Annotated in this window: 26 protein-coding genes and 1 pseudogene; 7 read left to right on the top strand and 20 right to left on the bottom strand. The window is 70.9% G+C overall.

Translation table 11 applies throughout. The features are described 5' to 3' along the window. The first annotated feature begins 103 nt into the window (after positions 1–103). The 3 genes from AB0I54_RS22570 (at position 104) to AB0I54_RS22580 (ending at position 2,693) form a co-directional block, all read left to right on the top strand. Entirely contained in the window at positions 104–376 is a 273-nt protein-coding gene (locus AB0I54_RS22570) for a hypothetical protein (protein ID WP_363297878.1), read from the top strand. Then, a complete protein-coding gene (locus tag AB0I54_RS22575; protein ID WP_363297879.1) occupies positions 373–909 on the top strand; it encodes a hypothetical protein in 537 nt (178 codons plus the stop codon). The genes AB0I54_RS22570 and AB0I54_RS22575 overlap by 4 nt, the downstream gene beginning before the upstream one ends. A 137-nt stretch (positions 910–1,046) precedes the next feature. After that, a complete protein-coding gene (locus tag AB0I54_RS22580) occupies positions 1,047–2,693 on the top strand; it encodes an APC family permease (RefSeq protein ID WP_363297880.1) in 1,647 nt (548 codons plus the stop codon). Positions 2,694–2,696: 3 nt separating this feature from the next. On the opposite strand, the gene AB0I54_RS22585 is transcribed toward AB0I54_RS22580, so the two are convergent. Both AB0I54_RS22585 and AB0I54_RS22590 read right to left on the bottom strand, forming a co-directional pair. Beyond that, on the bottom strand, positions 2,697–4,208 hold the full coding sequence (locus AB0I54_RS22585) for a hypothetical protein (RefSeq protein ID WP_363297881.1): 1,512 nt from the start codon (positions 4,206–4,208) through the stop codon (positions 2,697–2,699). Then, on the bottom strand, positions 4,205–5,236 hold the full coding sequence (locus AB0I54_RS22590; RefSeq protein WP_363297882.1) for an RNA-binding protein: 1,032 nt from the start codon (positions 5,234–5,236) through the stop codon (positions 4,205–4,207). The genes AB0I54_RS22585 and AB0I54_RS22590 overlap by 4 nt, the downstream gene beginning before the upstream one ends. Before the next feature lie 107 nt (positions 5,237–5,343). On the opposite strand from AB0I54_RS22590, the gene AB0I54_RS22595 reads away from it, so the two are divergent. Continuing rightward, positions 5,344–5,847, top strand: a complete 504-nt coding sequence (locus AB0I54_RS22595; RefSeq protein WP_363297883.1) for a hypothetical protein — start codon at positions 5,344–5,346, stop codon at positions 5,845–5,847. 5 nt (positions 5,848–5,852) lie between these two features. Here the strand turns inward: AB0I54_RS22595 and AB0I54_RS22600 are convergent, their stop codons facing one another. The 17 genes and pseudogenes from AB0I54_RS22600 to AB0I54_RS22680 form a co-directional block, all read right to left on the bottom strand. Next, entirely contained in the window at positions 5,853–6,512 is a 660-nt protein-coding gene (locus AB0I54_RS22600; protein ID WP_363297884.1) for a hypothetical protein, read from the bottom strand. A 58-nt stretch (positions 6,513–6,570) separates the two neighbouring features. Next, positions 6,571–7,368 (bottom strand): SAM-dependent methyltransferase, encoded by a 798-nt coding sequence (locus AB0I54_RS22605; RefSeq protein WP_363297885.1) that lies wholly within the window; start codon positions 7,366–7,368, stop codon positions 6,571–6,573. Positions 7,369–7,914: 546 nt separating this feature from the next. Next, entirely contained in the window at positions 7,915–8,757 is an 843-nt protein-coding gene (locus AB0I54_RS22610; RefSeq protein WP_363297886.1) for a hypothetical protein, read from the bottom strand. 107 nt (positions 8,758–8,864) lie between these two features. Beyond that, positions 8,865–10,112 carry a DUF4241 domain-containing protein gene (locus tag AB0I54_RS22615; protein WP_363297887.1) on the bottom strand — a complete coding sequence of 416 codons (1,248 nt, stop codon included), beginning with the start codon at positions 10,110–10,112 and terminating at the stop codon, positions 8,865–8,867. Then, positions 10,112–10,675, bottom strand: a complete 564-nt coding sequence (locus tag AB0I54_RS22620; RefSeq protein ID WP_363297888.1) for an SMI1/KNR4 family protein — start codon at positions 10,673–10,675, stop codon at positions 10,112–10,114. Before AB0I54_RS22620 ends, AB0I54_RS22615 begins: the two co-directional genes overlap by 1 nt. A gap of 83 nt (positions 10,676–10,758) precedes the next feature. After that, positions 10,759–13,650 (bottom strand): type 2 lanthipeptide synthetase LanM family protein, encoded by a 2,892-nt coding sequence (locus tag AB0I54_RS22625; protein WP_363297889.1) that lies wholly within the window; start codon positions 13,648–13,650, stop codon positions 10,759–10,761. A 171-nt stretch (positions 13,651–13,821) separates the two neighbouring features. Then, on the bottom strand, positions 13,822–14,022 hold the full coding sequence (locus AB0I54_RS22630; RefSeq protein WP_363297890.1) for a DUF6229 family protein: 201 nt from the start codon (positions 14,020–14,022) through the stop codon (positions 13,822–13,824). A gap of 191 nt (positions 14,023–14,213) precedes the next feature. Further along, positions 14,214–15,488, bottom strand: coding sequence for a hypothetical protein (locus tag AB0I54_RS22635; RefSeq protein WP_363297891.1), 1,275 nt, complete (start codon positions 15,486–15,488; stop codon positions 14,214–14,216). Beyond that, positions 15,485–16,741 (bottom strand): glycosyltransferase, encoded by a 1,257-nt coding sequence (locus tag AB0I54_RS22640; RefSeq protein WP_363297892.1) that lies wholly within the window; start codon positions 16,739–16,741, stop codon positions 15,485–15,487. The genes AB0I54_RS22635 and AB0I54_RS22640 overlap by 4 nt, the downstream gene beginning before the upstream one ends. A 116-nt stretch (positions 16,742–16,857) precedes the next feature. After that, the gene (locus tag AB0I54_RS22645; protein ID WP_363297893.1) at positions 16,858–17,382 is read right to left on the bottom strand and encodes a hypothetical protein; all 525 of its coding nucleotides are present in this window, start codon (positions 17,380–17,382) and stop codon (positions 16,858–16,860) included. A 10-nt stretch (positions 17,383–17,392) separates the two neighbouring features. Next, complete coding sequence (locus tag AB0I54_RS22650; protein ID WP_363297894.1) at positions 17,393–17,899, bottom strand: SigE family RNA polymerase sigma factor; 507 nt, start codon at positions 17,897–17,899, stop codon at positions 17,393–17,395. Between the two features lie 210 nt (positions 17,900–18,109). Continuing rightward, positions 18,110–18,232 carry a type B 50S ribosomal protein L36 gene (ykgO, locus tag AB0I54_RS22655; RefSeq protein WP_046586208.1) on the bottom strand — a complete coding sequence of 41 codons (123 nt, stop codon included), beginning with the start codon at positions 18,230–18,232 and terminating at the stop codon, positions 18,110–18,112. A gap of 76 nt (positions 18,233–18,308) precedes the next feature. Beyond that, positions 18,309–18,569 (bottom strand): type B 50S ribosomal protein L31, encoded by a 261-nt coding sequence (locus tag AB0I54_RS22660; protein WP_363297895.1) that lies wholly within the window; start codon positions 18,567–18,569, stop codon positions 18,309–18,311. 65 nt (positions 18,570–18,634) lie between these two features. Next, on the bottom strand, positions 18,635–18,799 hold the full coding sequence (rpmG, locus tag AB0I54_RS22665) for a 50S ribosomal protein L33 (RefSeq protein WP_363297896.1): 165 nt from the start codon (positions 18,797–18,799) through the stop codon (positions 18,635–18,637). Positions 18,800–18,941: 142 nt separating this feature from the next. After that, positions 18,942–19,259: pseudogene (locus AB0I54_RS22670) on the bottom strand (hypothetical protein); the annotation flags it as partial. A 31-nt stretch (positions 19,260–19,290) separates the two neighbouring features. Then, on the bottom strand, positions 19,291–20,442 hold the full coding sequence (locus tag AB0I54_RS22675) for a hypothetical protein (RefSeq protein ID WP_363297897.1): 1,152 nt from the start codon (positions 20,440–20,442) through the stop codon (positions 19,291–19,293). Positions 20,443–20,533: 91 nt separating this feature from the next. After that, the gene (locus AB0I54_RS22680; RefSeq protein WP_363297898.1) at positions 20,534–21,163 is read right to left on the bottom strand and encodes a DUF6629 family protein; all 630 of its coding nucleotides are present in this window, start codon (positions 21,161–21,163) and stop codon (positions 20,534–20,536) included. A 191-nt stretch (positions 21,164–21,354) separates the two neighbouring features. Here AB0I54_RS22680 and AB0I54_RS22685 point away from each other — a divergent pair, with 191 nt between their 5' ends. The 3 genes from AB0I54_RS22685 (at position 21,355) to AB0I54_RS22695 (ending at position 22,912) form a co-directional block, all read left to right on the top strand. After that, entirely contained in the window at positions 21,355–21,570 is a 216-nt protein-coding gene (locus AB0I54_RS22685; RefSeq protein ID WP_363297899.1) for a DUF4177 domain-containing protein, read from the top strand. 129 nt (positions 21,571–21,699) lie between these two features. Then, positions 21,700–22,041 (top strand): hypothetical protein, encoded by a 342-nt coding sequence (locus AB0I54_RS22690; RefSeq protein WP_363297900.1) that lies wholly within the window; start codon positions 21,700–21,702, stop codon positions 22,039–22,041. Next, a complete protein-coding gene (locus AB0I54_RS22695; protein WP_363297901.1) occupies positions 22,016–22,912 on the top strand; it encodes a squalene/phytoene synthase family protein in 897 nt (298 codons plus the stop codon). Before AB0I54_RS22690 ends, AB0I54_RS22695 begins: the two co-directional genes overlap by 26 nt. Positions 22,913–23,034: 122 nt before the next feature. Here the strand turns inward: AB0I54_RS22695 and AB0I54_RS22700 are convergent, their stop codons facing one another. Then, the gene (locus tag AB0I54_RS22700; RefSeq protein WP_363297902.1) at positions 23,035–23,685 is read right to left on the bottom strand and encodes an NAD(P)H-dependent oxidoreductase; all 651 of its coding nucleotides are present in this window, start codon (positions 23,683–23,685) and stop codon (positions 23,035–23,037) included. Positions 23,686–23,793 lie beyond the last annotated feature (108 nt).

Here is a 23,793-nt window from a genome sequence, read left to right on the forward strand (position 1 = left end):
CCGGAAATACCGGCGCGGGCTTCCTCGGTTGTCGTGTGCATCCGCGATTTTCGCTGGAGGCGGACATGGACCACACCCCAGAGCGCCGGGAGAGGTGACGGCGATGAGCGTCCTCACACCGGGCCTGCCGCACGCCCGTCCCGGCCGTCGACGGGCGACCGGGAATCCACGGGCGGCACGGCGCCGTGCCGTACTGGTTCTGCTGGTCGTGGGCCTGGACGCGGCGGCCCTCGTGATGCTGCTGAGCCGGCAGCTCCCGAACGCTCTGGCCGGAGTGCTGCTGGCCACTCTCGGCTGGCTGACCGCCGGCCGCACGGCGACCCGGTACCCCGCGGCACGGACGCGCGGGTCGGTCGAGGAACCGGTCCGGCGATGAGCCAGGCAACCAGCAATCCGCCGGCGGCCGCCGCCCCACGCCCGCGGATGGAGACCGCCCCGCCGGTACGCTCCGCCGCCGCGCACCACCCCGTCCGGGACGAACAGTTCGAGCGGCGCCGTCGGCACACCATAAAGCTGCTGGCCGCGTCCGCGCTGGGGCTGATTCCGTGGACGGTGATCCTCGGCCTGACGCTCCCCTCCGACTATCAGGTCCACTCCTGGCGGGTGACCTGGGTCGGCTTCGACCTGCTGCTGCTCACCGCCTTCGCGGCCACGGCCGTCCTCGGTTTTCGCCGGCACCGTGCCGTGGTGATCCCGGCTCTGGCGTCCGCGGTGCTGCTGGTGTGCGACGCGTGGTTCGATGCGTCACTCGCCGTCGGTACGCCCGACGTCTGGGCGTCCGCCGGGCTGGCCCTCTTCGTCGAACTGCCCACGGCGGCCTACATCTTCCGCCGCGCCTACAAACTCCTGCACCTCCAATGGTCGTCACGCGAGCTGACGGGCTGTCCCGACGCGGACCCGCCCCGCTGACGCTGAGCGTCCCCCCACGGTGACCCGGTCCGCGACAGCCCGCGCGCCGGTCAATTTTCCCGCTCACGGCCACGGCCGAGTGCCTCGCACGGTGGCACGATGGAGGGGGGCATCACCCTTGTGAGGGGGTGTGGCACATGGCCGTATCGGAAAAGTCGCCGGCCGCGGGAACCCATCGGCCGGGACTGAAGCGCGAGATCGGCTTCATCGGCCTCATCTGGGCCTCGGAGGGGTCGATCATCGGGTCCGGGTGGCTGTTCGGCGCGCAGGGAGCCCTGGCGGCGGCCGGGCCCGCGGCGATCATCTCCTGGGGCATCGGCGGCCTCGCGATCCTGATCCTGGCACTGGTGCACGCCGAGCTCGGCGGGATGTATCCGGTCTCCGGCGGGACCGCCCGCTTCCCCCACTACGCCTACGGCGGAGCCGCGGGCGCCTCCTTCGGCTGGTTCTCCTGGCTGCAGGCGGCCACGGTGGCACCCATCGAGGTGCTGGCGATGATCACCTACGCCCAGCACTACTCCTGGGCCAGCGGCTGGGAGAAGATCAAGGGCGGCGAGCACGTCCTGACCCCGCCCGGCATCGCCGTCGCGGTGGGACTGATGGCGGTCGTCACGGCCATCAACTTCCTCAGCATCCGTCTGCTCGCCCGCACCAACAGCGCGGCGACCTGGTGGAAGGTCGGCGTCCCGCTGCTGACGATCTTCGTGTTGGCCGTTGCCCAGTTCCACACGAGCAACTTCACCGCGGCCGACGGATTCGACCCCTACGGAGCCAAGGGCATCCTGTCCGCCGTCTCCACCAGCGGCATCATCTTCGCGCTGCTGGGCTTCGAGCAGGCCGACCAGCTCGCCGGTGAGAGCGCCCATCCCAAGCGGGACATCCCGCGGGCGGTGATCGGGTCGATCGTCATCGGCATCGTGATCTACATCCTCCTCCAGGTCACGTTCCTCGCCGCGCTGCCCGCCTCGCAGATCGGCAGCCACTGGGCCACCTCCGCGTTCACCGCCCTGAGCGGTCCGTTCGCCCAGGTCGCCACGCTCATCGGTCTTGGCTGGCTGGCCACGATCCTCTACCTCGACGCGGTCGTCTCCCCCGCCGGGACCGGTCTGATCTACATCACCGGATCCTCCCGGGTCTCCTACGGCCTCAGCCGCAACGGCTATGTGCCCACCGCGTTCGAGGCCACCAACCGGCGCGGAGTCCCCTGGATCGGCCTGATCACCGCGTTCGTCATCGGGTGCATCTGCTTCCTGCCGTTCCCCAGCTGGCGCTCCCTCGTCGGACTGATCACCAGCGCCAGTGTGCTCATGTACGCCGGTGCTCCGCTGTCCTTCGGTGTGTTCCGCAGGCGGCTGCCCGACGCGCACCGTCCCTACCGGCTGCCCGGCGGCAGCTGGATGTCGCCACTGGCCTTCATCGTCGCCAACCTGCTGATCCTGTGGTCCGGTTGGGCCACCGACTGGAAGCTCGGCGTCGCGATCCTGATCGGCTACGTCATCCTGATCGCCAACCGGGTGTTCAAGATGAACCCCATCACGCCCCAGCTCGACCTGCGCGCGGCCCAGTGGCTGCCCGCCTACCTCATAGGCATGGGGCTGATCGTCTACCTCAGCGACTTCGGGCCCCTCAGGCACCCGTGGTTCCCGTTGTGGTGGGACATCGCCGTCACGGCCGTCTTCAGTCTCGGCATCTACTACTGGGCCATGGCGGTCGCGCTGCCGACGGAAAAGATCCAGCACATGGTCGACCAGGTCGTCGTGCCGGAGGAGGAGGGCGTCGTCTGAGGGTCAGGGCACCAGCTCGGCCATCACCGCGAGCGGCAGCGCGGGGTTCGCGGCCGCCGCCTCGACCACCTGCCAGTCGTCGTCGGCGAGCAGCTCGATCAGGACGTCGGGCGGCAGGGCCGCATGCTTGGCGGCTACGGGCCGGGCCTGCCTGTCCGCCAGGCAGGCCAGCAGCGCCAGGGGTGTGGCGTTGCGGTGCCGGGCCACCACGCGGAACACCTTCTGCACCGGCGGTTCATGCCGTGTCAGCTGCTCCAGCAGCGCGGGCGGCGTGTCCGGGTTGGCCGCCACCTTGGCGGCGACCCGGACGCCGTGCCGGTCGGCCATGGAGCGCAACTGGGCTGCGGACAGTCCCGGGTGCCCCGCGATCGACTTGAGCACCTTCGCGTCGGGATCGACGGCAAGTACGTCGCGGATCTCGGCCGGCAGATCACGTCGTTCGGCCACGAGCATCCGTACGCCCGGATGCGGGGACTTGGCCAGGTCCTTGACCTCCGCCGGCGATGCTGCGGCGATCCGGGGCAGCAGGGTCGAGCCGATCCTTGCGGTGCCGGCCAGGGCGGTGAGCAGGTCGAGGGGCACGTTCGGGTTGAGCGCGACGCTGCTCCGCACATCCGGGCTGGGGTCCATGGCCAGCGCGCGCATCACTGCCTCACCGATCACGGGATTCTTCGCGAGGTCGGCCCGGACACCGGGAGCAGGGTCATCGGCAAGCCGTGCGCAGAGCTGCGGCGGCAGGTCGGGGCGGGCCGCCAACTCCCAGCGCAGCACCGGTGAGGAGTGGTCGGCAAACCCGATGAGAACGTCGATCGGTGTGGCCGGGTTACGCAGCGCCCTCTCCCGCAGCGCGTCAAGGGTGGACTCGTGGGAACCGTCGCACGCGGCGCCCGGCAGCAGATCGCAGTCGGGCCGCGGGCAGTTCTGATCGTGCACGAAGGGCGTCGCCTCGCGATCGCAGACCAGGCACCGCCCGGCCGGCGGTATGCCCTCGCCCGTGACCAGCATCGCGAGGACATCCGGTGGCGTCGACTCGTTGGCCGCCACGGCGCTGCGCACTTCGGCGTGCGGGTGCCGCGCGAGCCGGGCCGCCATGTCCGGCGTCGTCCACAGCGCGAGTTCCACGACGACTCGTACGTCCGGGTCGGCGGCGAGTGTCTCCAGGACGTCGGACGGCAGACCGGGACAGGCAGCCAGCCTCTCCCGGTGCTCCACGACCGGGTCCGTGGCGAGCAGACGGGCCCACTCCGGGCTGCCCGCGCTCTCTTCCAGCAGGGCGAGCGCGGCCCGCGGCTGTGCCACCGGATCGATGTCGGCGACGGTCAGCCTGCCCTCGTAGGCAAGGTGCACCGCTGCCCCCTCGACGCGCCCGGCCAGCGCCACCGCCTGGGCATGGCTGAGGTCGTGACGGTACGCGAGAGCCTCGGCGAGTTCGGTGTCCGCGAGCTCGATCAGCCTGTCGACCAGCCCGGCCGGGAGGGACGGATTGACGGCGAGCCCGCACAGCACATGGTTCACGGAAGCATCATGCCGAGCCGGCTATCGAACAGCTCGCGAATATCGGACCACCGGTCGCCCGGCGTCGGATCGGTGCGCCAGCGGGCGCGTACCACTCCGTCGGCGTCGGGCATGACGGCGGTGAACAGAGGCACACGCTCGTCCGCAGACATGGAGAGGAGCTCCGCGGCCACGGCACCCGAGATCCGGTCGGCCAACTCCTGATATCCGCTCTCGTCGGCGACGACGCTGTGGATCCGGCCGTCCTCGTCCTGCCAGACACCTTCCACCAGGCCGTCGGCGGGGAAGGCCCCGAGGACCGCGTCGACGTCGGAGGACAGGTCCGGCCACACGGCCGGCCGGGCGCGGGGAGCGATCCCGGCCCGCACCGAGTCGATCGTGCCGGAGGTGAGACGGTGCCAGCGTGAGGCGCCCTCGACATAGGTCTCCTCCAGGAGCAAGGCGCGTCCCGAGGTGACCGGCCAGTGCAGACCGGCCCAGAACTCGTCGTCACCCGGTCGCTGGACCTGCGGTTCCTCGTCCATGTCCATGTCGTACGGGGAAGCGGTCAGGCGTTCCGCGAACAGCCCGAGCGCGCGGGTCCGCGCCACCGCCTCCTCGCAGGGCCGGTTGCCGCCGACGTAGAGGTACTGGTCCCATCCGACGTGCACCGCGAAAGCGCCCTCCACTTCCAGCCGGCACCAGGCTCCGCCGTCGCGCAGCATGACCCGCACCAGCTCCAGCCCCGTGGCGAGCGGTATCTGCGCTCCGTCGTGAATGCCGGCCAGGCCGGCCGGGAAGAGTCCGTCCAGCCCGAAGTCCCTCATCGGCGGCTCGGCACCGAAGTGCACCAGGCCGGGGATCTGTGGCTCGCGTACGGACAAGCGGTCGACACCGGCTTCCTTGGCGAATGCCTCGACGGCCTCAAGATAGGCAGACTCCACCTTCCCGTGATCGCTGACGACGTCCTGATCGCCGGTGTAGCGGCCGTGTTCGTCACGGTCGGCCGGGTCGTACTTGGTGACGCGGTGGACGTAGGGCAGGGGCACAGCCCCATGTTCCCGTGCGAGATCGGCATCGTCCCAAGGAATTTCCGTGGGAGGGGAACAGAACGAGACATCGATGCGGCGCTGACCGGCCTGGCAGACTGCACGGCGTGAAGACCCTGACACCCGAACGCGCCCTCGTGCTGGTGACCGCCGGCATAGCCTGCCTGGTGACCGCATCGGGCGGACTTCTCGGCGCTCTGCTCGGCGGCTGGATCGTGGCGCTCGTCGTAGGGGGGATCGCCGGGGCGGGTTCCGTCGTCGGCGCGTTGCTCGTTCGGCGGCGGGCCATGGCCGGTTTCCGTGCCGCCCGGCAGGAGGCGACGACCCGCGGCTACGCCGACGGCATCGCGCACGGCGTCCTGGTCGGCGTGGCCAACTACCAGGCGGCCGTCTTCCCGATGAACGTCGGTGGCGTCACGGACGACGAGCGCGCCGCACGCCGCACCGTCGCCTATCGGCTCGCGGCCGAGGACGAAGTGCCCCATCCGGTGCGCGAGGCGGCGGCCAATGCCCTCGCCGCGCTGGACGACGAGGATCTCGAACGGGTCCGGGATGCCATGTCGAAGCTGTATGCCGCGGTGCACGACCAGGTCGTCTCCCCGCAGGGGTGACCTGTTCAGTCGCGCAGTGGCCGCAGCCCGGGAGGCAGCTTTCCCTCCCGTTGCCTGCCCCGTCCCCACCGCCGTCGTACCGCCTCGGACACCCGCTCGCGCTCATATCCCGTGTGGGTCACGAACGCCTCGATCACCTGCGCGGCGGGCCGGTGCGGTGGCACGGCCATCAGCACCGCGTCGTATCCGTCCGGCAACGGCGGGGCCACCACGGCGACTTCGTCCCCGGAACGCAGCCGCAGCACCACCGCCCGCAGCCGGTCCTCGTCCTCGGGTACGGTGCGCAGCCTGGCGTGCAGAGTGTCCTGCGCCGGCGAGTACAGCCGTACGTGAGCCAGGAGCGCCCCGCGTTTGTACTCCTGCCAGCGGTCGAACCCGAGGCTGCGCGTCGGCGGTTCCTGCCACGGCCGCCGCGCGTCCAGACGCTCCAGCAGGCGCCGCAGGAAATCCCGTACGGCCGGCTCGTCGTGCGGTTGCCAGGACAGGTCCTGCTCCCACGCGTCCACGGCCAGGGCGGCCTCGATGCCCGCGTACTGCTCCTCGACGGTGAGGTCGTAGATCGGCTGCTCCAGGACCATGCGGGCGATGCGCTCGACCTCTTCGGCACTCAACTCCCTGCTGAACTGCAGGCAGTAGAGGATCGCCGTGACCACCCCTGGATGCATGCGCACAGTATGACCGTCCCGGTTTCCCAAGCCGTCCCGCTGCGATGACCTCGGCGATTCAGCCGGCCTTGCGCGCCACGCCCCCGTAGAAGCCGATCTCGGCGGATCTGGGCGGCGGCGGGGCGTCCGGGCGCCAGAACGGAACCTGGGCCAGGCCCGGCTCGATGAGTTCGAAGCCGTCGAAGAGTCGCGTCACCTCGGCGCGGGACCGCAGATTCAGCGTGGCCGTGGCCCTGTTGTAGATGGCCTGCGCCCCACTGCGATCGGCGAAGTCGCCCGTGGCGTGCGAGAGCACCAGGAAGCTGCCGGCCGGAAGTGCGTCGCGCAGGGTGGCGACCACCTCCGCGGGCTGCTCCGCGTCGGTGAGGAAGTGCAGGACGGCGACGAGCAGCAGGGCGACCGGCTCGTCGAAGTCGATGACCTGGCGGACGTCGGGGTGATCCACGATGGCCCGAGGGTCGCGCAGGTCGCCGAGCACGATGCTGGTCCTGCCGGCGCGGCTCAACAGCGCGTTGCCGTGCGCGCTCACGATCGGATCGTTGTCGACGTACGCGACGCGCACGTCCGGTGCCGCCTCCTGAGCGATCTCATGCACGTTCGGCGAGGTGGGCAGCCCGGTACCGACGTCGAGGATCTGACGGACACCGCTGCCGACGACGTACCGGACGGCCCGCTGCATGAAGGCGCGATTGGCCCGCACACCGATCCGCACCTCGGGCGCCGCGGCGGCGAGCTGGTCGCCGGCCTCGCGGTCCACCTCGTAGTTGTCCTTGCCGCCCAACAAGTAGTCGTAGATCCGGGCCGGATGCGGCCTGCTGGTGTCTATCTCCTCGGCACGCACGCCGTCCTGGGTCACACCGCGCTCCTCTCAACGGGTACCAACAGTTTCGCACACCAACTACCGTGCACAGGCGCGGAGTTGGGGAAGAATCACCGCACGGCGGTCGGCGCTGTCCTGAACGGCAGGCCCGGTACTCGCCGAGGACGGAGTTGTCGGCGTCGGCATCTCAGTGGGCGATCCCGTGGACACGGGTGGTGATGGGGGGCCGTACACTCGGCAGCCGTTGCAAAGCGGTTGAAACCGCCGATCGGAAGGCCACGTTGCTCATGTTTCAGGACGCCCCCATCTATCACCAGCTCATTGCCGAGCGCGGTGACGTGCCCGCGCGGGTCCGCGACGCTGCCGCGAGCATACGGCGCGACCTCGACGCGGTGATGCAGACGGGGCACTCCATCGGTTCCTTCGAGTCCGGCGCTCCGTTGGCGAGACAGGCCATGCCCTCGCACCCCGCGCTTCCCCCCGCCCCACCACTGCTATGAAGGCCCTCGCGGCGAGGAAGGCCGGATGCTTCTCGCTGGCCTCGCCGTAGGTGGGTGCCTGCCGAGTCGCTCCGCGCCTGCCCTAGGGGTGTTCGAAGAGCTGAAGCAGGCCCCCGAGCGAGAAGCACAGGGCGCCGGTGAGTGTGCCCCAGTTCGCGATGTCGGTGTTGACCAGCAAGCCGGTGGCGGGACGGGTGAAGGCGGCCAGGGCCGAGACCATGAAGAGGACGGAACCGAGCTGGTTCACCGCGACCACCCACCAGCCGAGGCTGCGCCGGCGGACGCAGAGGCCGCCGTGGCAGATCTCGACGAACGCCAGGTGACCGGAGGCCAGGAAGAGCGCACAGCCGATCACGTCGGGCACCCAGATCAGCCGGTTGACCTGCTGGACGCTCAGGCCCTTGAGGAAGGAGTCCAGCAGGTTCACCGCGAAGACGAGTGTGCCCAGGAAGAGCACGAAGGTGCTCAGCCAGTCCACCCTCATCGGCTCGTAGCTCCACCAACGCCAGCGACGGGTGATCAGCCGGCCTTCGCCGCCGGCGACATGGCGCGGTGCGTTGATCACCTGGAGCAGCGAGACGTATCCGCCGGTGTTGAAGAACAGGCCGCCCGCGAAGTAGATCGAGGCGCACACCGTGGCGTCGCCGGAGCCGAACTCGGCGACCGCCGCGCCGGCCGCGAAGAGGGCCCCGCCGAGCGTGAAGGCGATCCCGGCAAGGGTGTTGAGCCGGCTCAGCCGGGCGATGGCCGCCGGGTCCGCCCGGGTGTGCCGGACGGCCGCCGCCCCGCGCGGGCGGACGGCGAGCACCCCGCGCCGACGCGCGGTCCGTGACTCCCAGACGGCGGTGTCACCGCCGGGGAGTCGCCAGGTGACCCGGGTGGTGAAAGGTCCCGCGCCCTCGGCGCGCTGCTCGGGCTGCCCCACGCGCCGAGCCTAGACCGCGGCCGGGCCGGGCAGGCGGGCGAAACGCCGTCCCACCCAGCCGTCGGGCGCGGCCGAGGGGAGGGGATACGAGGCGCGGGCTGCGCCGGCTACAACAGCTCGGCGTCGTTCAGGATCAGCATGTCCGCCACGAAGCAGGTGACGGCACCCTCCGCGTCCCGGCCGATCCACACCGGGTACGAGCCGTCGCCTCGGCCGCTCGGGTAGGCGATGAGGTTGGTCCCGGTGGCCGGGTCCTCCAGGATGTGGACGCCGTTCTCGTCCGTGGCCAACTCCAGGGTGCCGTCGGCCATGCCCTCGCCGTAGCGCCGCCCGAGCTCGCCTGCCGTGCCGGCGTCGACGAACGCACCGGTCCCGCTGTCCACCCCGAAGCCGTAGAACTCTCCCTCCCGCAGCAGGCGCGTGTCCTGGCCGTCGAGCAGGGCCGGCTCCCAGCCGACCGTCGGCCGGTCGGAGACCAGGATGCGGACGGCGGTGTCCTCGTCTATGGTCATCGGCTTGCCCCAGAATTCGGTGTCGTACCCGGCGGAGGCGATCTGTACGGAATAGTTGCCGGGCGGCACGGTCACGGTGAAGCCGGCGTCCTGCTCGCACGTGGTGTACGTGGGATCACGCGCCACCAGTCGGCCGCTGGGCAGCCGCAGCGTTCCGGCCGCCGTCGGTTCACGGACGGTGTAGACCTCGTCGCGGTCCGAGAATCGCGCCCCCGCGGTGAACAGCTCGTCCAGGTGTCGTGGCCGCAGCCCCTCGGGCGTATGCCAGTTGGGCTCGGCAGGCTCGCCGTCCGGTTGGTCCGCGCTCTCCCGCAGCTCGTGGTCGCCGGCGCCTTCGATGCACAGTGCCGGTAGCAGGCGCAGCCACTTGCCGAAGGCCGGAGACGAGAACCACCGCTGCGCTTCAGGAAGGTCCGCGATGGTGTGGCGCGAGCCACCCCGGTCGCCCTTGGGCTCGACGATCTGTCGTCCCTTCCCGTCGGGCCGCAGATGGAGGGTCGCGCGTGCCGCGTCCGGTGCGAACTCCGGTGCCTCGTCGTTCTCGTAGACCCAGACGCGGCGGTACAGCAGGAAGAGCCGGTCCTGCGCGAGACGTCGCAGGTCCACCTCGACGCACCGGCGCCCCCGCGTGTCGTACAGCCACAGTCCGATGTAGTCGCGGGCGTGGTGCAGGTGCGCGACGATCACTTCGGCACCGTCACGCGGCCGGAGCACCAGCGCGTACGGCTCCCCCGCCGCGTCCCGTCCGGCGGCCTCGGCAGTGTCGATCGGTCCGAGCACGGCCGCGCGGGAGGCGTCCCATCCCTCGCCGTAGGCAACGTCGATGATCTTCTCGTCGCTCATCAGGACACGGCCTCCTGGTCGAACCACGGCTTGGACTCCGCCCAGTGGGCGACCCAGCCGGCGAACCCGCAGGCCGCGGTGGTGTGTCCGAACTCGGCGCCGAAGGGGGCCGCTCCGACGTCCGTGATGTTCCATATCTGTCCGCGGTGCTGGCCGGTCACGACGAGATGCCAGTACATGCCGCAGCCGTCGGTACCGAGCACCAGGGAGCCGTGGTTGAAGACGGCGTCGAGGGCGGATTCGTCCGGCTCGTCCTCGGCGCCCTCCCACAGCCACTCCTCCACCAGCGGAAACGGCCGGCTCAGGTCGCGCTCCCCGGCGTCCCCGCCCCAGTCGTCGGGCAGCTCGCCCAGCCCCAGCAGGCCATGGTCCGGCGGCCCCGTGTAGGAGCCGTCGGTCACTTCGGCGACGAAACTCCGGTACGGCTCGGGCAGCACGATGCCGTGGCGCGCTTCGAACGCATGGACCTTGTCCCAGCCCAGTGCCGACTCGCCGCCATCGTCCACGTCGAACGCGGCACGAAGAGCCTTGAGTTCGGCCGGATCCGCTTGCTCGGTGTTCATGGGGCCATGAAAGCAGCACCCACTGACACCGCTTACCCGGGTCGACATCGGTTCGATCCCGCCCCCCTGCCCGTGCCCAGGCGTCAGTCCAGGAGCAGAGGGTTGGGCAGGGTGGCCGCGGGGTGCATGCGGAGCAGGGTGTGGAGGACTCCTGACAGTCCGGACATGAGGCTGGGCGAGAACGCCTCGCGGGCCAAGCCGCCCACCGGGCCGCGTTGTTCGAGGCCCGTGAGGAGCTCGCCGTCGAGGTCGGACGGGTCGCCGAAGTCCATCGACGTCAGGAACTCCCACAGGCCGAGGTCGCCATGGCACAGGGTGTGACTCCAGCCGAAACCCTCGGCGGCGCAGGCGCGTGCCGCGCGCCGGGCCATGTCGAGGTGGGCGGGATCGCCGGTGCGCCGGTGGAGGTCGAGCATGCCGATGCCGACGCCCGCGCTGCCGTGGCACCAACTGGTGAAGAAGTCCTCCTCGGCACCGACGCGTACGTCGAGCCAGTTGCCGTGCTCGGGCCGGTAGAGGGACTCCTGGTAGTGGACGGCCCGTTCGGCGAGGTGGGTCCAGTCACGCCGGTCCGCCGCGGAACCCGCGTCGCTCAGGGCGAGCCGGGTCAGCGCCCAGCCGATGCCAGTGGCGCCGTGGGCGAATCCGCCGATGCCCTCGGGGTTGAGCCGGGTCGTCCAGCGGGCGCCGCTCGCGTCGACCGTGGCCAGCCCGGCCAGCCGGCGGCCGATGTGCGCGGCGGCGCCGAGCCAGCGGTCCTGCCCGGTGGCCGCGGCCAGGTTGAGGAGGGGCACGATTCCGCCGGCCGTCCCGTTGAGGAGGTCCACCTCGATGTCGTCCTCGACCAGTCGCCCCTCGGCGAGCAGCAGCGCTCTCTCGGCGGCCCGTTCCAGCAGCAAGTCGTCACCGAGCACCCGATGCAGCGCGAGCCACGTCCACACCTGGGAGGCGGCACCGCTGAACGCCCCGGGTGACGGCGTCGGCGTCTTGTCCTCGGTGCTGAACAGCACCCGCAGTGCCCCCTCGTACGTCTCGGCGACGCCCGGCACCTCGTCCGCCCTGCCTGCCCGCACCTCGGTCACGTACTCGGCGAGGGCCAGGGCGACTCCGCCCTGCCCGGTGTAGAGGTCGGCGGGGAGTACTCGGATGGACCATCCGGCCGGGGTGAAGACGGGGCTGATCCAGGTGACCGTACCGTCCTCGCCGCGCACCGCACCGTCGCACAGCCGTCGTACCATCTGCGCGGCCAACTCACGGCGCCGCCGCTCCCGGTCGCGGGCGTGCGGGTCGCGGGCCGCTTCCTGCACTCGCGCGGGCAGGGAACGCTCATTGAGGTAGGCGCCCACGAGCGCGTCCTGGATCACCGACTCCTCCAGCGCCAGGTCGGCGGTGCGCCAGTCCTCGACCGTGGTCCGTACGGCCGCCGCGTCCACGGTGAAGGTGAACATCGGCACGTCGCCGGCGAGGAGTTCCGCGATCTCGCCGTCGATGGCGGCGCGGTCCGTCGGTGCGCCGGGCAGCACCTCGGCGTTGCGCAGCAGGATGTCCCGGGCGCGCTCGACCGCCGCCGGCTCGTCGTGCAGGGAGGCGGGGTGCCACAGCATCCGGCCGATGTCGACGTACGCCTGTGTGGGCCGCAGGATGCGTCGCGCCCGGGCGCCCTCGAAGCGGCGCAGCAGGAGATGCGGGCCGTTCCCGGGCCGGTGCAGATACGCCGTCATGTCGCGGAAGCCCGCCAGGATCCGGTCCCAGTACGCGCTCAGCACCGGTGTGGGGCTGGGGTGGTTGCCCGCGCCGGGCATGGCCACCAGGTCCACCTCGAAGCGGGCCGCGGCGGTGCCGCCGTCCGCGATCACCGGATTCGGGATCAGCGGCTGCTGGCCGGGCAGCGCCCCGACCCCGGAGATGTCCACCCCGCCGAGCGCGAAGCCGGTGCCGCGTACGGGCAGCAGTCCGGTGCGCAGCACCGTACGACGGATGGCCGCGGCGGCCACGTCCACGGCGTCGCCCCGGCCGCTGGGCGGGAAGGGCGCGGGGGCGTCGAAGAGCGTCTCGGCGTCCACGATCACGGGCACCGGGCCCGCGGCGATCATGTTCTCGGCGTGCATGTCGGTGCCGCCGGTGAAGCGCAAGACAGCCAGCCAGTGACCGACGTTGCGGTAGAACGCGGTGAGTTCGGTGTCGTCCGCGCAGTAGCGGTGGCGGACGAACTCGGCCCAGCCGTAGCCCTCGCGCGCCAGTGTGCGCGGCACCCGGATGCGCTCGTGCGGCGCCGGGGCACCGGGGAAGCCCTGGAACAGTTCGTCCAGCAGTGCGCCCAGTGCCACATCGGCCTCGGACGGCCGGGGTTTGTACATGACGCTACCGCCTGCGAAGTCCACCCGGCTGACGGTCAGCCCGCCCCGGTGACTGTCACCCGCCCCGAACGCGACCCCTCGCAACTCCCCCGCAGGTGCCCCCAGCAATGTCCGCAGCAACTCGCGGTCCGCGGCGAGCCGTTCGGCGAAGCCCGCTGTCGCCGCCACCGACAGCCGTGCAACGGCCGCGATCCGCGAGCCGAGGGTGGGGTATCGGCCGGCCAGCCGGTCGAGATAGCCCTCCTCGCAGGACTGCTCGATGAACGAGGCCCATGTGTCCGTGTCGGAACCGGCCCCGGTCGCGCCGCCGTCGGCGGGCCCGGCGCCCGCCGCCATGCGCAGTGCGTGCAGTTCGATCAGGAACAGCCGGGACAGCTTCGCGTGCAGGGACCTGAGCAGGGCGGTGTGGCCGGCCTCCAGCACCACTTCCCGCTCCGCGGGGCCCAACGCGTCCACGGCGGTCAGCCGCCGAGCAAGGTCCTCCCGCCAGGGACGGGCGATGCCGCGTACGGGTTGGCTGAACCACTCGGCCTCGTCGCGCTTTCTTCCTCCTCCCGTCTCGTCTTCCAATTCCGCCTGTTCCGCCTGTTCCGCGCGCTCCGGCGCCGATCCGCTCACCCGTCCACCGCCCCCATTCCGCATTCCGCCGCGCGTCCGCGCCCTGCCAGGCGCCCCGAACCCACGTGGGGAACCGCGCGACCGGCCGTACTCGGCACGCGGTTCCCCACGCTCCTGTCTTCGGACCTCACTCCGTGGTGGCGCCCCAGGCTCTGGTGACGCCCCGGGCGATCAGCAGCACCAACTGCCGCGCGACCCGCTCGGGCTGGAACAGAAGCCGTAGAGGGAGTCGCTCGGGTCGGTCAGCGCGGCCTCCGCGGCTGCGCCGCCGACGTAGAGCGGCCCGGCGGGGTTGATCTGGCCGTACGCGCTCTCGGCACCCGACAGCCAGGCATCGAGCACGGCGGCGGTGTGAACACGGGTCTGGGGCATCAGCGGCCTCCGGACGTAGGAAATCGGGCGGATTGCCCAGCCCTGAGTATCACCGGCTTCGACCACCCCTCAGACGGCTAATCCGGCCACAGTCGTACGTTGTTCGTGCGGTGTGTCGTGGTCCGTGAGGCGTCCGGGGCGAGGGCACGGTCCCCGCCTGTGTGACGGTGCAGGGCTGGACCACCGGCTGACTACGGCACGCCGAGCTCGAAGAGGGCGTAGCCCGCGTAGGAGCCGGAGGCCAGAGCGGCGATGCCGAGCAGCGTGCACTGGAGGGGCAGGCTGAGGCGGCGCAGAGCCATGGCGAGGGGGATGAACAGCGGGAAGGCCGGGAGCAGATAGCGGGAGACATTGCCGAAGATCTGCTGGCTGCTCAGGACCAGGGCGATGGTGAGGACGGTGTGGACGACCAGCACCACCGGGGGCCGCAGCCGGATGAGCAGGGGGATGAGCGCGACGGCCAGCAGTACCGTTGCGACGCCGATGACGTCCTCGAAGGGGAACGCGAAGAGGTAGTCGAAGTGACCCACCGGGACGGATGTCAGCACATCCAGGGTCTGCCGGCCGTAGTCGAACTCATGCGCCCAGGCACCGGCCTGGAGCTTGAAGTAGCCGCCGTAGTCGCCCATTCGGTGGCCGACCCAGGCCAGATATCCCAGCAGGCCGAGCGGTGCCAGGGCCATCGCGGCCAGCGGGCGCAGGACGCCGTCCCGGCGGTGGCGCAGTGCGCCGCCCGCGGCGACGGCGAGCGCCGCGATCAGGGCGGCGGCCGTCGGCCGGTTGAGTCCCGCCGCACAGGTGAGAAGGCCTGCGGTGAGCCAGCGGCGGGTGAGTACGGCGTAGCAGGCCCAGGCGGCGAGAGCCGCGTAGAGGGAGTCGGAGTAGACCGCCCACTCCACACCGGAACCGGGCCATACGGCCCACAGGCCGGCCGCGGCAAGCCCGGCTCGCGGGCCACCGAGCAACTCGGCGATCGCGAAGATCCCCGTGGCCGCGACGAACGAGGCGACGACGGAGACCACCAGGCCCGCACCGTACGGGCCGAGTCCGGTGATCTCTGAGGTGAGCCGCATCAACGCGGGGTAGAGCGGGAAGAACGCCGCCGAATTGCCCTCAAGGGTGATCAGTCCGGTGGCGCCGGGGACCGGCACCAGCTCCGGGTGGTATCCGTGCAACGCGATCTGCTGGTACCACCAGCCGTCCCAGGTGCCCAGGACGTCCCACGCATGCGCTCCGCCGCCGAAGCGTGGGTGCTTCGTACGGTAGTCCCCCGCGGAGTGCAGCAGGTACATGAAGGTGCAGAAGCCGAGGAGTTTCAGGGCGCCGTACAGGGCCAGGGCGGGGGCGTAATGCCGGGCGGTCTCGCGTATGCGGTGGCTTGGGCCGGGAGTCGGGAACGAAGGGGGTTCATGGCCGGGCGGAGCCGCTGGTGTGAAGTTCGGCATCGGGTCGGTGCGGGTGTTCATGAGGCGGCGGGCCCTGTCAGGTGTCGGCGGGGTCCGACGCGGAACACCCAGGCCCTCATGAGCAGGAACCGCAGCAGCGCCGCGGCGAGATGGGCGGCGGCCAGTACGGCGAGTTCGGCACCGTGGCCGGCCTTGGGCGCCGCGAGTTGCAGCGCGGCGAGCGAGCCCGCGGTCAGCGTCAGGCCGACGACGAAGGTCACCAGCCCTCTGGCCTGATGGCGCAGCGCGCCGTCCCGCCCGCGCAGCCGGAAGGTGAGGCGCCGGTTGGCGGCCGTGTTGACGCCCGAACAGGCCAGCAGGGCAAGGGCGTTGGCCGCCTGCTGCCCGGCGGCCGGGCGCAGCGCCGTGAACAGCAGCAGATGCGCGAGCGTGCTCACCGCGCCTATCACCGCGAACCACGCCAGTTGCCTGGCCTGCCCGCCCGGTGACTCACCGGCTCTGCTCCGGGTCAGCGCCGCCCAGGGGAGCGTGCCACGGGCCAACGCCCTGGCGACCCTGGCGATGCCGCGCAGATCGGCGAGCACGGTGGCGCGGATGTCGACCCGGCTGTCCGGGTCGTCGATCCAGTCCACCGGCACTTCATGGATACGCAGCCCGGCCCGCTCGGCGATCACCAGCAGCTCGGTGTCGAAGAACCAGCCGGAGTCGCGCACGAGCGGCAGCAACCGCTCGGCGACGTCGCGCCGTATCGCCTTGAACCCGCACTGGGCGTCCGAGAACCCCACGGCGAGCGTGCAGCGCAACAGGGCGTTGTAGCCGCGCGAGATGACCTCCCGCTTGGGTCCGCGGACCACCCGTGAGCCGGGGGCCAGACGTGTGCCGATGGCGAGGTCGGAGTGGCCCGAGATCAGCGGGGCGACGAGGGGCAGCAGCGCCGCGAGACCGGTGGACAGATCCACGTCGACATAGGCGACGACAGGGGCCCGTGACCCCGACCAGGCCGCGTGCAGCGCCCGGCCGCGCCCCTTCTCGGGCAGTCGTATCCACTCCACTTCGGGCAGTTCCTCGGCGAGGCGCGCGGCGATCCGCGGGGTTGCGTCGGTGCTGGCGTTGTCGGCGACGGTGATCCGGAACGGGTAGGGGAACGTCTCCCACAGATGCGCGTGGAGCCGCCGTACGTTCGGCTCAAGGTCCGTCTCCTCGTTGAACACCGGCACCGCCACGTCCAGCACGGGCTCGTCATGGTGGGTCGGCAGTGGTGACCGTGGTGGCAGAGGGGCGATGTCCAGCGCTGAGGCCGACCTTGGATTCATCACGTTGTTCCTTGTTTGTGATCGCTCGCAGGGCATGCCGAAGGCACACCGGGGTGGTGAATTGGCCAATGAGGTGAGGTGGGGAAGAGGGGGCTCCGGGGCGAGTGCCGCGCGTGCTAACCGCTCGGACTGACCACCGACGAAGGTTCGCTGGACGTGTCGACCCGTTCCGTCGAGGACGCCGAGGGCGGGGGCGTGGTGACCGTGCTCCCCGAGGTGGCCGTGTCCGCAGACTCGGTCGCGGGTGGGTTGCTCGGGTCAGAACTCCCGTCCGTGGCAGGCGGCGCGGAGGTCGTCGGCGGGCCACCGGTGTACGGAGCGCTCGTGGTCACGGACGGGGAGGGGGTCTCGCTCTCGGTGGCGTCCGGCGTGGGTGACGTGGTGGCGGGGTCCGACGGACTGGTCGCGGGGCGCGGGTGGGGTCCGCTGGGTTCGTTCCTGACCGGGGCGTGGGGCCACAGGAGGATGACGATGCCGAGTCCGGCGACCGCCAGGGCGGAACCGGCGGCCCTCTGTACGGCGCGGACACGCCGGCGGGACCGGACACCGGCCCGCAGCCGCTCCCGCTGCTCGGGCTCGAAGGGGGTGTGCTCCTGGGCGCTGCGCATCAGTTGCGCCAACTGTCGCTCGAAGTGGTCCATGGCTCCTTCCTCACCTCACCGGCTCGATGACGTCGGCCAGGAGCTGACGCAGCCGGGCCACTCCACGCGAGGCATGGGACCGCGCGGTGCCCACCGGGCACCCCAGCACCTCGGCGACCTGCCGGTCGGGCAGGTCCTGGTAATAGCGCAGGACCACGGCCGCCCGCTGCCGCGGACTCAACTGGGCGAGTGCCGCCTCCAGTCGCGAACGCTCGGCCACGGTCGCCGACATGTCGCCCGTCGCCGCCACCTCGGGCAGTTGCTCCACGGGGCGCTCGCCCCACCACCGACGCCGGGCCGAGCGTCCGGCGGCGCGGGCCAGCACCTTGCGTACGTACGCCTCCGGCGCCTCGTCGGCGATCTTCGGCCAGACGAACCACAGCTTGACCAATGACTCCTGCAACAGATCCTCGGCCCGATGCCGATCACCTCCGGTGAGCAGACGGGCCAGATGGAACAACCCCGACCAACGGGCCGCCACGAACTCGTCGTACTCACCGGCCCTCGTCTGCTCCATCCCTGCGGTCCCCGTTCTTGCCGGCTGTCTACATCAGGGAAAAGGCACTGGCCTGGCCGTAGCGCTGCACTCGACGGGAGTGATCCGCATCACGTGAGGCGGGGCCCGGGCATGCCGATGGCCCCGGACCGCTCTCGCGATCCGAGGCCATCGGAGTGGACGGGTCGGGGGCCGCTCAGCCCCGGCCCATCGGTCCTGACGCGCCTTGCGTCAGCCCTGGCGCGCCTTGAAGCGCGGATTCTTCTTGTTCACGACGAAGGTCACGCCCCGGCGGCGTACCACCTGCGCGCCGGGCTTGGACTTCAGCGAGCGCAGAGACTTACGCACCTTCATGGCTGTCTGTTCCTCTCCTCCGGACTCCTACGGGCTCCTCCGGGCTCTCTTCGGGAGCCCGGACCACGGTCGGCGCTCAGCGACCGGCCGCGGCGGTACGGCCGTATCGCCGCTCGAACCGCTCCACCCGGCCTGCGGTGTCCACGACGCGGGTGTTTCCGGTGTAGAACGGGTGGCTGGCCGACGAGATCTCGACGTCGATCAGCGGGTAGGTGTTGCCGTCCTCCCACTCGATGGTGCGGTTCGAGTCCGCCGTGGAGCGGGCCAGGAACGTCACGTCGGCGGCGCGGTCGCGGAAGACGACCGAGCGGGACTCGGGGTGAATGCCAGGCCTCATGGGTTTTCCTCCTCGTGCGTGCGTGGCGGCTGCGTCCGTGTCCGTGGAAGCGGCAGCGGCCGGGTTCAGCGCTCCTCGCGGAACAGGACGTGCGTCCCCGCCACTCGGTCGTACTTGCGCAGTTCGAGCCGGTCAGGGTTGTTGAGACGGCTCTTGCGCGTCATATAGGTGACTCCGGTCCCCGCCGTCGACTTCAGCCTGACCACGGGGCGCGTGTTGGTGCGTGCCATGAGTTCCTCCTTCACTCACATCCCGATCTTGACCCGGGCATGTCAGCTACCGATATAACAGCCGCTCTCGTCGCCGCATTCCCGGGTTCCGAGTGGGAGGTGAGGAGCTGTACACGGTCCGGGGACACCGTCCCCTTCACGATCACGGCCCGTACAACCGGACCAGCGCCGCAGTCATTCCCTCCCCGACGACAGCGGCACGGCCCCTGACGGATGACCGACTCCGGTCCGCTCCCGTACGGTCACAGTTCGTGTCAGCCGACGTGCTGTCGGCGCCGATGACGGACTCGACGCCCCCGGGCAGCAGATCGAGCGGCCGGCACCACTCGCGCAGGTCCGTTTCTCCGACCTCGCCGGCGATCGGCTTGCCGACGTGCCGGGTCAGGGTTTCGGTGAGCGGCAAGTCCAGGTAGTAGCCGTGGGAGGGGCCGCGGTGGTCCGCTCTCAGCCGGGCCCGCATGTAGGTGCTGGTGCCGTCGGCGGCTACGGAGTCATGGCCGGGGCTCGTGAGTGGCCAGGAGTTGATCGATGGCGGTCAGGATCGCTGTTACCGCGCCCGATTCGGCGGCGAGGGCGGCCAGGGAGACGGACGGCCACCCGTTGAAGTTCGTGTTCCGTAGCTGGTGCAGCCGTTCGTCCAGGCCGCCGGCGCTCGGCAGGGCATCGGCGAACGCCGCTGTCGCGTCGAAGCCGAAGCGCGTGACGATCGACCCCAGGCTGAAGGCGAACTCCTCTCTCGCGGGGTCCTCGTACAGGGACAGCGTGCCGATCGGCACCCATCCGCCGCCGGCCATGCGGTAGTGCACGTTCATGCTCGGAAAGCGGCCTGTGCCACCCACCAACTTCCCACGCGACTCCGCGTGTTCGAGCAGCGCCGTGGCCACGCGGCGCACCTCCGGGGTGCACCTGGTGTCGAGGGCGGCCTGCAGTTCGGGACGTGTCGTACGTTGCGTACCGCCGTGGCCCGATGGTGTCTTCGCCGCCGTCGCCACTTCGCCGTACACACGCGGTACGAGAACCTTCAGCTCGCCGTCGCCCCGGTACTGGGTCAGCTCAACGGCGTACACATCGGTCTGGCGCATCTGCCGGTTGAGGAACTCGACTATCGCCCGCAGCTCCAGCGGGATGCGGTCGGCGACGAACAGCAGTCGCATCTGACCGGCGGCCAGCCGTTCCTCCACCGTCGCCCAGAAGTCGTCGGAGGAACGTTCACCGAGCAGTTCCCCGTACGCCTGCTCCACGGAGCGGCCGTCCGTCCGGCAGGTCTCCTCGAAGGAATGCTGCAACAGCGCGGCGGGCCAGTACCGGGCGGCGTTCGCGGCGTAGTCGAGCATCTGGCCCACGACTTCCCGGCGCAGGCGGGTGTCCGTGGCCCGCTTGACCTCCACCAGCGTCGGCACCCCGTCGGCGTCGACGAAGAGGTGGTCCAGCCGGTACACCGACCCGCTATCCGCGCTGGTCGGAACCCCCATCTCGCGCGCGACCAGCACGAGCCGCAGGGGCTGCCCGTCCGAGAGGGTCCCGAAGTCCAGGACACGCGGATGCCTGGCCAGTAGCTCCTGGAACTCCTCTTCCGTGGCGAACGCGGTCGCCTCCAGCGCCTCCAGCCCCGCCCCCACGACGAACACCGGCTGATCAGCCACCCCTGCCCCTCCCCCTTCGGGCTCCTCGGCCATGACCCTGGGTTCCATCATCGCCCACCTGCGCGGTCAACCAGCCGCTTCAGGTACGCACTCAGGTACGCACTTCCGAGGGGACCGGACGCGCACCCGCCCAGCCCAGCAGGACCACCGAACACACCGCCGCGAGGGCACACCAGGTCGAGACGAACTCCAGGCGCCACAGGGTCCAGCAGACAAGCGCGCCGACGGCGACCACGATCCCCAGCACCACCACCCGCCGGTCACCGGACAGGAGCAACGAGCCGACGGTGGCCAGCAGGTAGCCCGCGACGAGCAGTTGTGGATGGGAGAGGTCGACCGCGTAGCCGACCGTGCGGCCACGGATCTCGGCCGTCACCGGGCCGGTGGCGACGGCGTAAGCGAGCACCACGCCCGTCAGCACTCCGGCCGCGAGGGGGAGCGTCAGCCGACGCCGGGCCGCAGGCGGGGCGGCACACACCACGGCCACCGGGCCCCAGACGGCCAGCAGCGGCAGCGCGATGACGGCCCAGACGACGGTGGCGGGTCCACTGCCACCGCCCGCTTCCCAGACCATCGACTCGACGATCTGATGGGCCCCGAGCAGCAACGGCAGCGCGGCGAGCGGAAGGTCCCGGCGCCTGCGCACGCGTGCCACACAGGCCACCCCTACGGCCGCCACACCGGTGCCGGCCACGAGATCGGCCGTCGCACTCCAGCACATCACGCCACCATGAGGTCCGTCGTCGTGCGCATCCGCCCTCGCCGCGGATCACGCTACGTCCTTGATACCCAGGCCGCCCGGGTGACACGACAGCCGCCCCGAGGTACCCATCGTCCCCCCGGGGATGATTGGCTGACCCCGGCCATCGCACCCCGGCCCGACCGGGCCGACCCGCAGGAGGACTCCGCACCATGAGCAGCCCCTACACATACGAGTACAAGGTCGTCACCTTCCGGGAGTCGCTGATCGGCGACGCCCTGGACAGCGACAAGCTGGAGAAGGTCCTCAACAAGCACGCGGAGGACGGCTGGGCCCTCAAGGCCATCACCTCCGCCGACGTCAAGGGCCGCATAGGCCCCGGAGCCGTCGAGGGCCTCCTCCTGACCTTCGAACGCCCGCGCGGCTGACGGCCCCGACCGCAGACCGTGCCACGCACCCGCCCGCCCGGAGGGAACCGGGCGGGCGGGTGCCACTGTCCACGTCGACACGGTCAACGCCGGGTCCGCGCCGCCCACCGAGAGCCGATACTGGGCCGCATGACCCACCTCACGCCGCAGCAGCGCGCCCTCGCCGAGGCGATGTCGGAGGTCTCCGAGGCAGCGTATTGCGCCGGCTGGATGGAGGGCACCGAGTACGACGTATGGCGGCTCCTTCACCACGGCGGCCCCTGGGGAATGGCGAGCGCCGAGCAGTTGGTGCCGCTCCTGGCCGCCGTACGCACCGCACTTGAGCGCGCCGGGTGCTGGATCACATGGGAATCGGACGCGCCCGACGAGCGACCGATCACCCTCGACGAGTGGCGGCGCCTGTACCAGACATGGGCCCTCCGGAAGCAGGCCTACGATCATCCCCATGAGCGCGTGGAACGAGAGTCTTGATGCGGCGGGGATACGGGACCGGCAGTTGCGCCGCGACTACGACGCTCAGCGCGAGCTCGTGGCGCGTGCCCGCCGTACCGCCTACCTGGCGGCCCGGCTGCTGTTGCCGCGGCCGTTGCTGCCGCACGTGGTCGCGGCGACGGCCGTGATGGATCACGGTGACGACCTGTTGGACTCGGGTCCCGAGGCACAGCGGTTCGCGGCCTGGGCAGCGTGGGAACAGCAGGTTCGCAAGGGGCTGGACTCCGGGGTGAGTGACGATCCTCTGGTCCGCACGCTCGTGCACTCCGCGGCCGCCCGTCCGCGGCTGCGCGAGGCGGTGGAGTCGTATCTGTGCGCCGCCACCGCGGAGTTGGAGTTCGGCGGCTTCGCCTCGGAGGCCGACTACCAGGCCTACCTGGATGCCTATTCGCTGCCGGCCTTCATGCTGGTCGGCGTGCTGCTCGGGCCGGACACCGACACGGCCCCGTACCGGGCGGCGTGTCGGACGCTCATCGACGGAAGTCAACGGCTGGACTTCGTCAACGACCTGGCCGAGGACCTGCGTGAGGGCCGGATCGGCATCTCCGCCCAGGCGCTGGAACACCACGCCGTCACGCTCGAAGACCTCGCCGCGGGCCGGGTGCCGGCGGGCCTCGCCGAGCTGGTGAACAACCAAGTCGCCGCGGCCCGGGCATCGTTGGCGGCCGCTCGGGAGCTGCCCGCCCTGACCACGGCTCCCGGCCGGCTGCTGTTGACCGCCCTGGTCGACATGGAACTGCTGACCGCGAAAGCGGTACTCGCGCGGGGGCCACGCCTGCTGCAGGGCTCGGCGAGCCCGTCGCCGGTGGCTGCGCTGCGGGTACTCATGAGCGCTCGTCGGCGTAAGTAGACAGCGGCCGCCCGCCCGCGCCGAACGGGGAGCGGGCGCACGCGGCGAGCGGAGCGTTCCTCGTGCTCGCCCGCTCCCCGTTCGGGCAACCGGCGGCTGAGCAGCCGCCGAATCAGCCGCTGTTACGCGGCAAGACGCTCGGCAAGAGCCTTCGCCTTGGCCTCCGCGTCCTGCAGGGCACGCTCCCGGGAGGACTCGTAGAGCGGCACGAGTTCGGCCATGGCCGGGTTGTGGGGGGCCAGGGTGAGTTCGGGGACGATGAAGTCCAGGTCCAGGGCGAGGGTGTCGGCGAGGATCGCCGTCAGGTAGTTCTGGACGTACTCGAAGGGCTCGCGCGGGGTGCCCGGCGCGTAGGAGCCGCCGCGGCTGGCCACGACGGTGACGGGGGTGCCCTTGGCGGAGTGGGCCTCACCGGCGGTACGGCCGATCAGGATCACGTTGTCCAGCCATGCCTTGAGGGTCGACGGGATCGTGAAGTTGTACATCGGCGCGCCGATCAGCACCGCGTCCGCCTGCTCCAGCTCCTCGATCAGCTTCACGCGCTCGGCGAAGGCCGCCGCCTGCTCCGGGGTGTGCGCCGCGGGATCGGCGAATCCGGCGGTGTGGGCGTCGGCGGTGAGGTGCGGGACCGGGTTCGCGGCCAGGTCGCGGTAGATCACCGTGCCATCGGGGTGCTGCTCCTGCCAGGTCTTGCGGAAGGCGTCCGCGACGGCACGGGAGGCGGAGCCCCCGCTCGGGAACACGGACGAGTCGATGTGCAGCAAGGTGGCCATGCGTGTCTCCAGAAGAGCGAGCCCGAGGCGAAGCCCCCGGGCTAAGTTTTCGTACCTAGCTATATCTAACACAGGTACTTACTTTTTTTCACCCCCTCACGGCAGGGC

It is taken from the genome of Streptomyces sp. NPDC050625, assembly GCF_040654755.1.
GTDB lineage: Bacteria > Actinomycetota > Actinomycetes > Streptomycetales > Streptomycetaceae > Streptomyces.

What these genes read in the sequence shown, in the direction of transcription:
- AB0I54_RS22575 (WP_363297879.1), top strand. Translation starts at nt 373, where the DNA reads ATGAGCCAGGCAACCAGCAATCCGCCGGCGGCCGCCGCCCCACGCCCG.
- AB0I54_RS22695 (WP_363297901.1), top strand. Translation starts at nt 22,016, where the DNA reads ATGAGCGCGTGGAACGAGAGTCTTGATGCGGCGGGGATACGGGACCGG.
- ykgO (WP_046586208.1), bottom strand. Translation starts at nt 18,232, where the DNA reads ATGAAGGTGCGTAAGTCTCTGCGCTCGCTGAAGTCCAAGCCCGGCGCG.
- AB0I54_RS22690 (WP_363297900.1), top strand. Translation starts at nt 21,700, where the DNA reads ATGACCCACCTCACGCCGCAGCAGCGCGCCCTCGCCGAGGCGATGTCG.
- AB0I54_RS22650 (WP_363297894.1), bottom strand. Translation starts at nt 17,899, where the DNA reads ATGGAGCAGACGAGGGCCGGTGAGTACGACGAGTTCGTGGCGGCCCGT.
- AB0I54_RS22635 (WP_363297891.1), bottom strand. Translation starts at nt 15,488, where the DNA reads ATGAACACCCGCACCGACCCGATGCCGAACTTCACACCAGCGGCTCCG.
- AB0I54_RS22630 (WP_363297890.1), bottom strand. Translation starts at nt 14,022, where the DNA reads ATGCCCCAGACCCGTGTTCACACCGCCGCCGTGCTCGATGCCTGGCTG.
- AB0I54_RS22615 (WP_363297887.1), bottom strand. Translation starts at nt 10,112, where the DNA reads ATGAGCGACGAGAAGATCATCGACGTTGCCTACGGCGAGGGATGGGAC.
- AB0I54_RS22680 (WP_363297898.1), bottom strand. Translation starts at nt 21,163, where the DNA reads ATGTGCTGGAGTGCGACGGCCGATCTCGTGGCCGGCACCGGTGTGGCG.
- AB0I54_RS22700 (WP_363297902.1), bottom strand. Translation starts at nt 23,685, where the DNA reads ATGGCCACCTTGCTGCACATCGACTCGTCCGTGTTCCCGAGCGGGGGC.
- AB0I54_RS22640 (WP_363297892.1), bottom strand. Translation starts at nt 16,741, where the DNA reads ATGAATCCAAGGTCGGCCTCAGCGCTGGACATCGCCCCTCTGCCACCA.
- AB0I54_RS22645 (WP_363297893.1), bottom strand. Translation starts at nt 17,382, where the DNA reads ATGGACCACTTCGAGCGACAGTTGGCGCAACTGATGCGCAGCGCCCAG.
- AB0I54_RS22620 (WP_363297888.1), bottom strand. Translation starts at nt 10,675, where the DNA reads ATGAACACCGAGCAAGCGGATCCGGCCGAACTCAAGGCTCTTCGTGCC.
- AB0I54_RS22660 (WP_363297895.1), bottom strand. Translation starts at nt 18,569, where the DNA reads ATGAGGCCTGGCATTCACCCCGAGTCCCGCTCGGTCGTCTTCCGCGAC.
- AB0I54_RS22570 (WP_363297878.1), top strand. Translation starts at nt 104, where the DNA reads ATGAGCGTCCTCACACCGGGCCTGCCGCACGCCCGTCCCGGCCGTCGA.
- AB0I54_RS22685 (WP_363297899.1), top strand. Translation starts at nt 21,355, where the DNA reads ATGAGCAGCCCCTACACATACGAGTACAAGGTCGTCACCTTCCGGGAG.
- AB0I54_RS22580 (WP_363297880.1), top strand. Translation starts at nt 1,047, where the DNA reads ATGGCCGTATCGGAAAAGTCGCCGGCCGCGGGAACCCATCGGCCGGGA.
- rpmG (WP_363297896.1), bottom strand. Translation starts at nt 18,799, where the DNA reads ATGGCACGCACCAACACGCGCCCCGTGGTCAGGCTGAAGTCGACGGCG.
- AB0I54_RS22600 (WP_363297884.1), bottom strand. Translation starts at nt 6,512, where the DNA reads ATGCATCCAGGGGTGGTCACGGCGATCCTCTACTGCCTGCAGTTCAGC.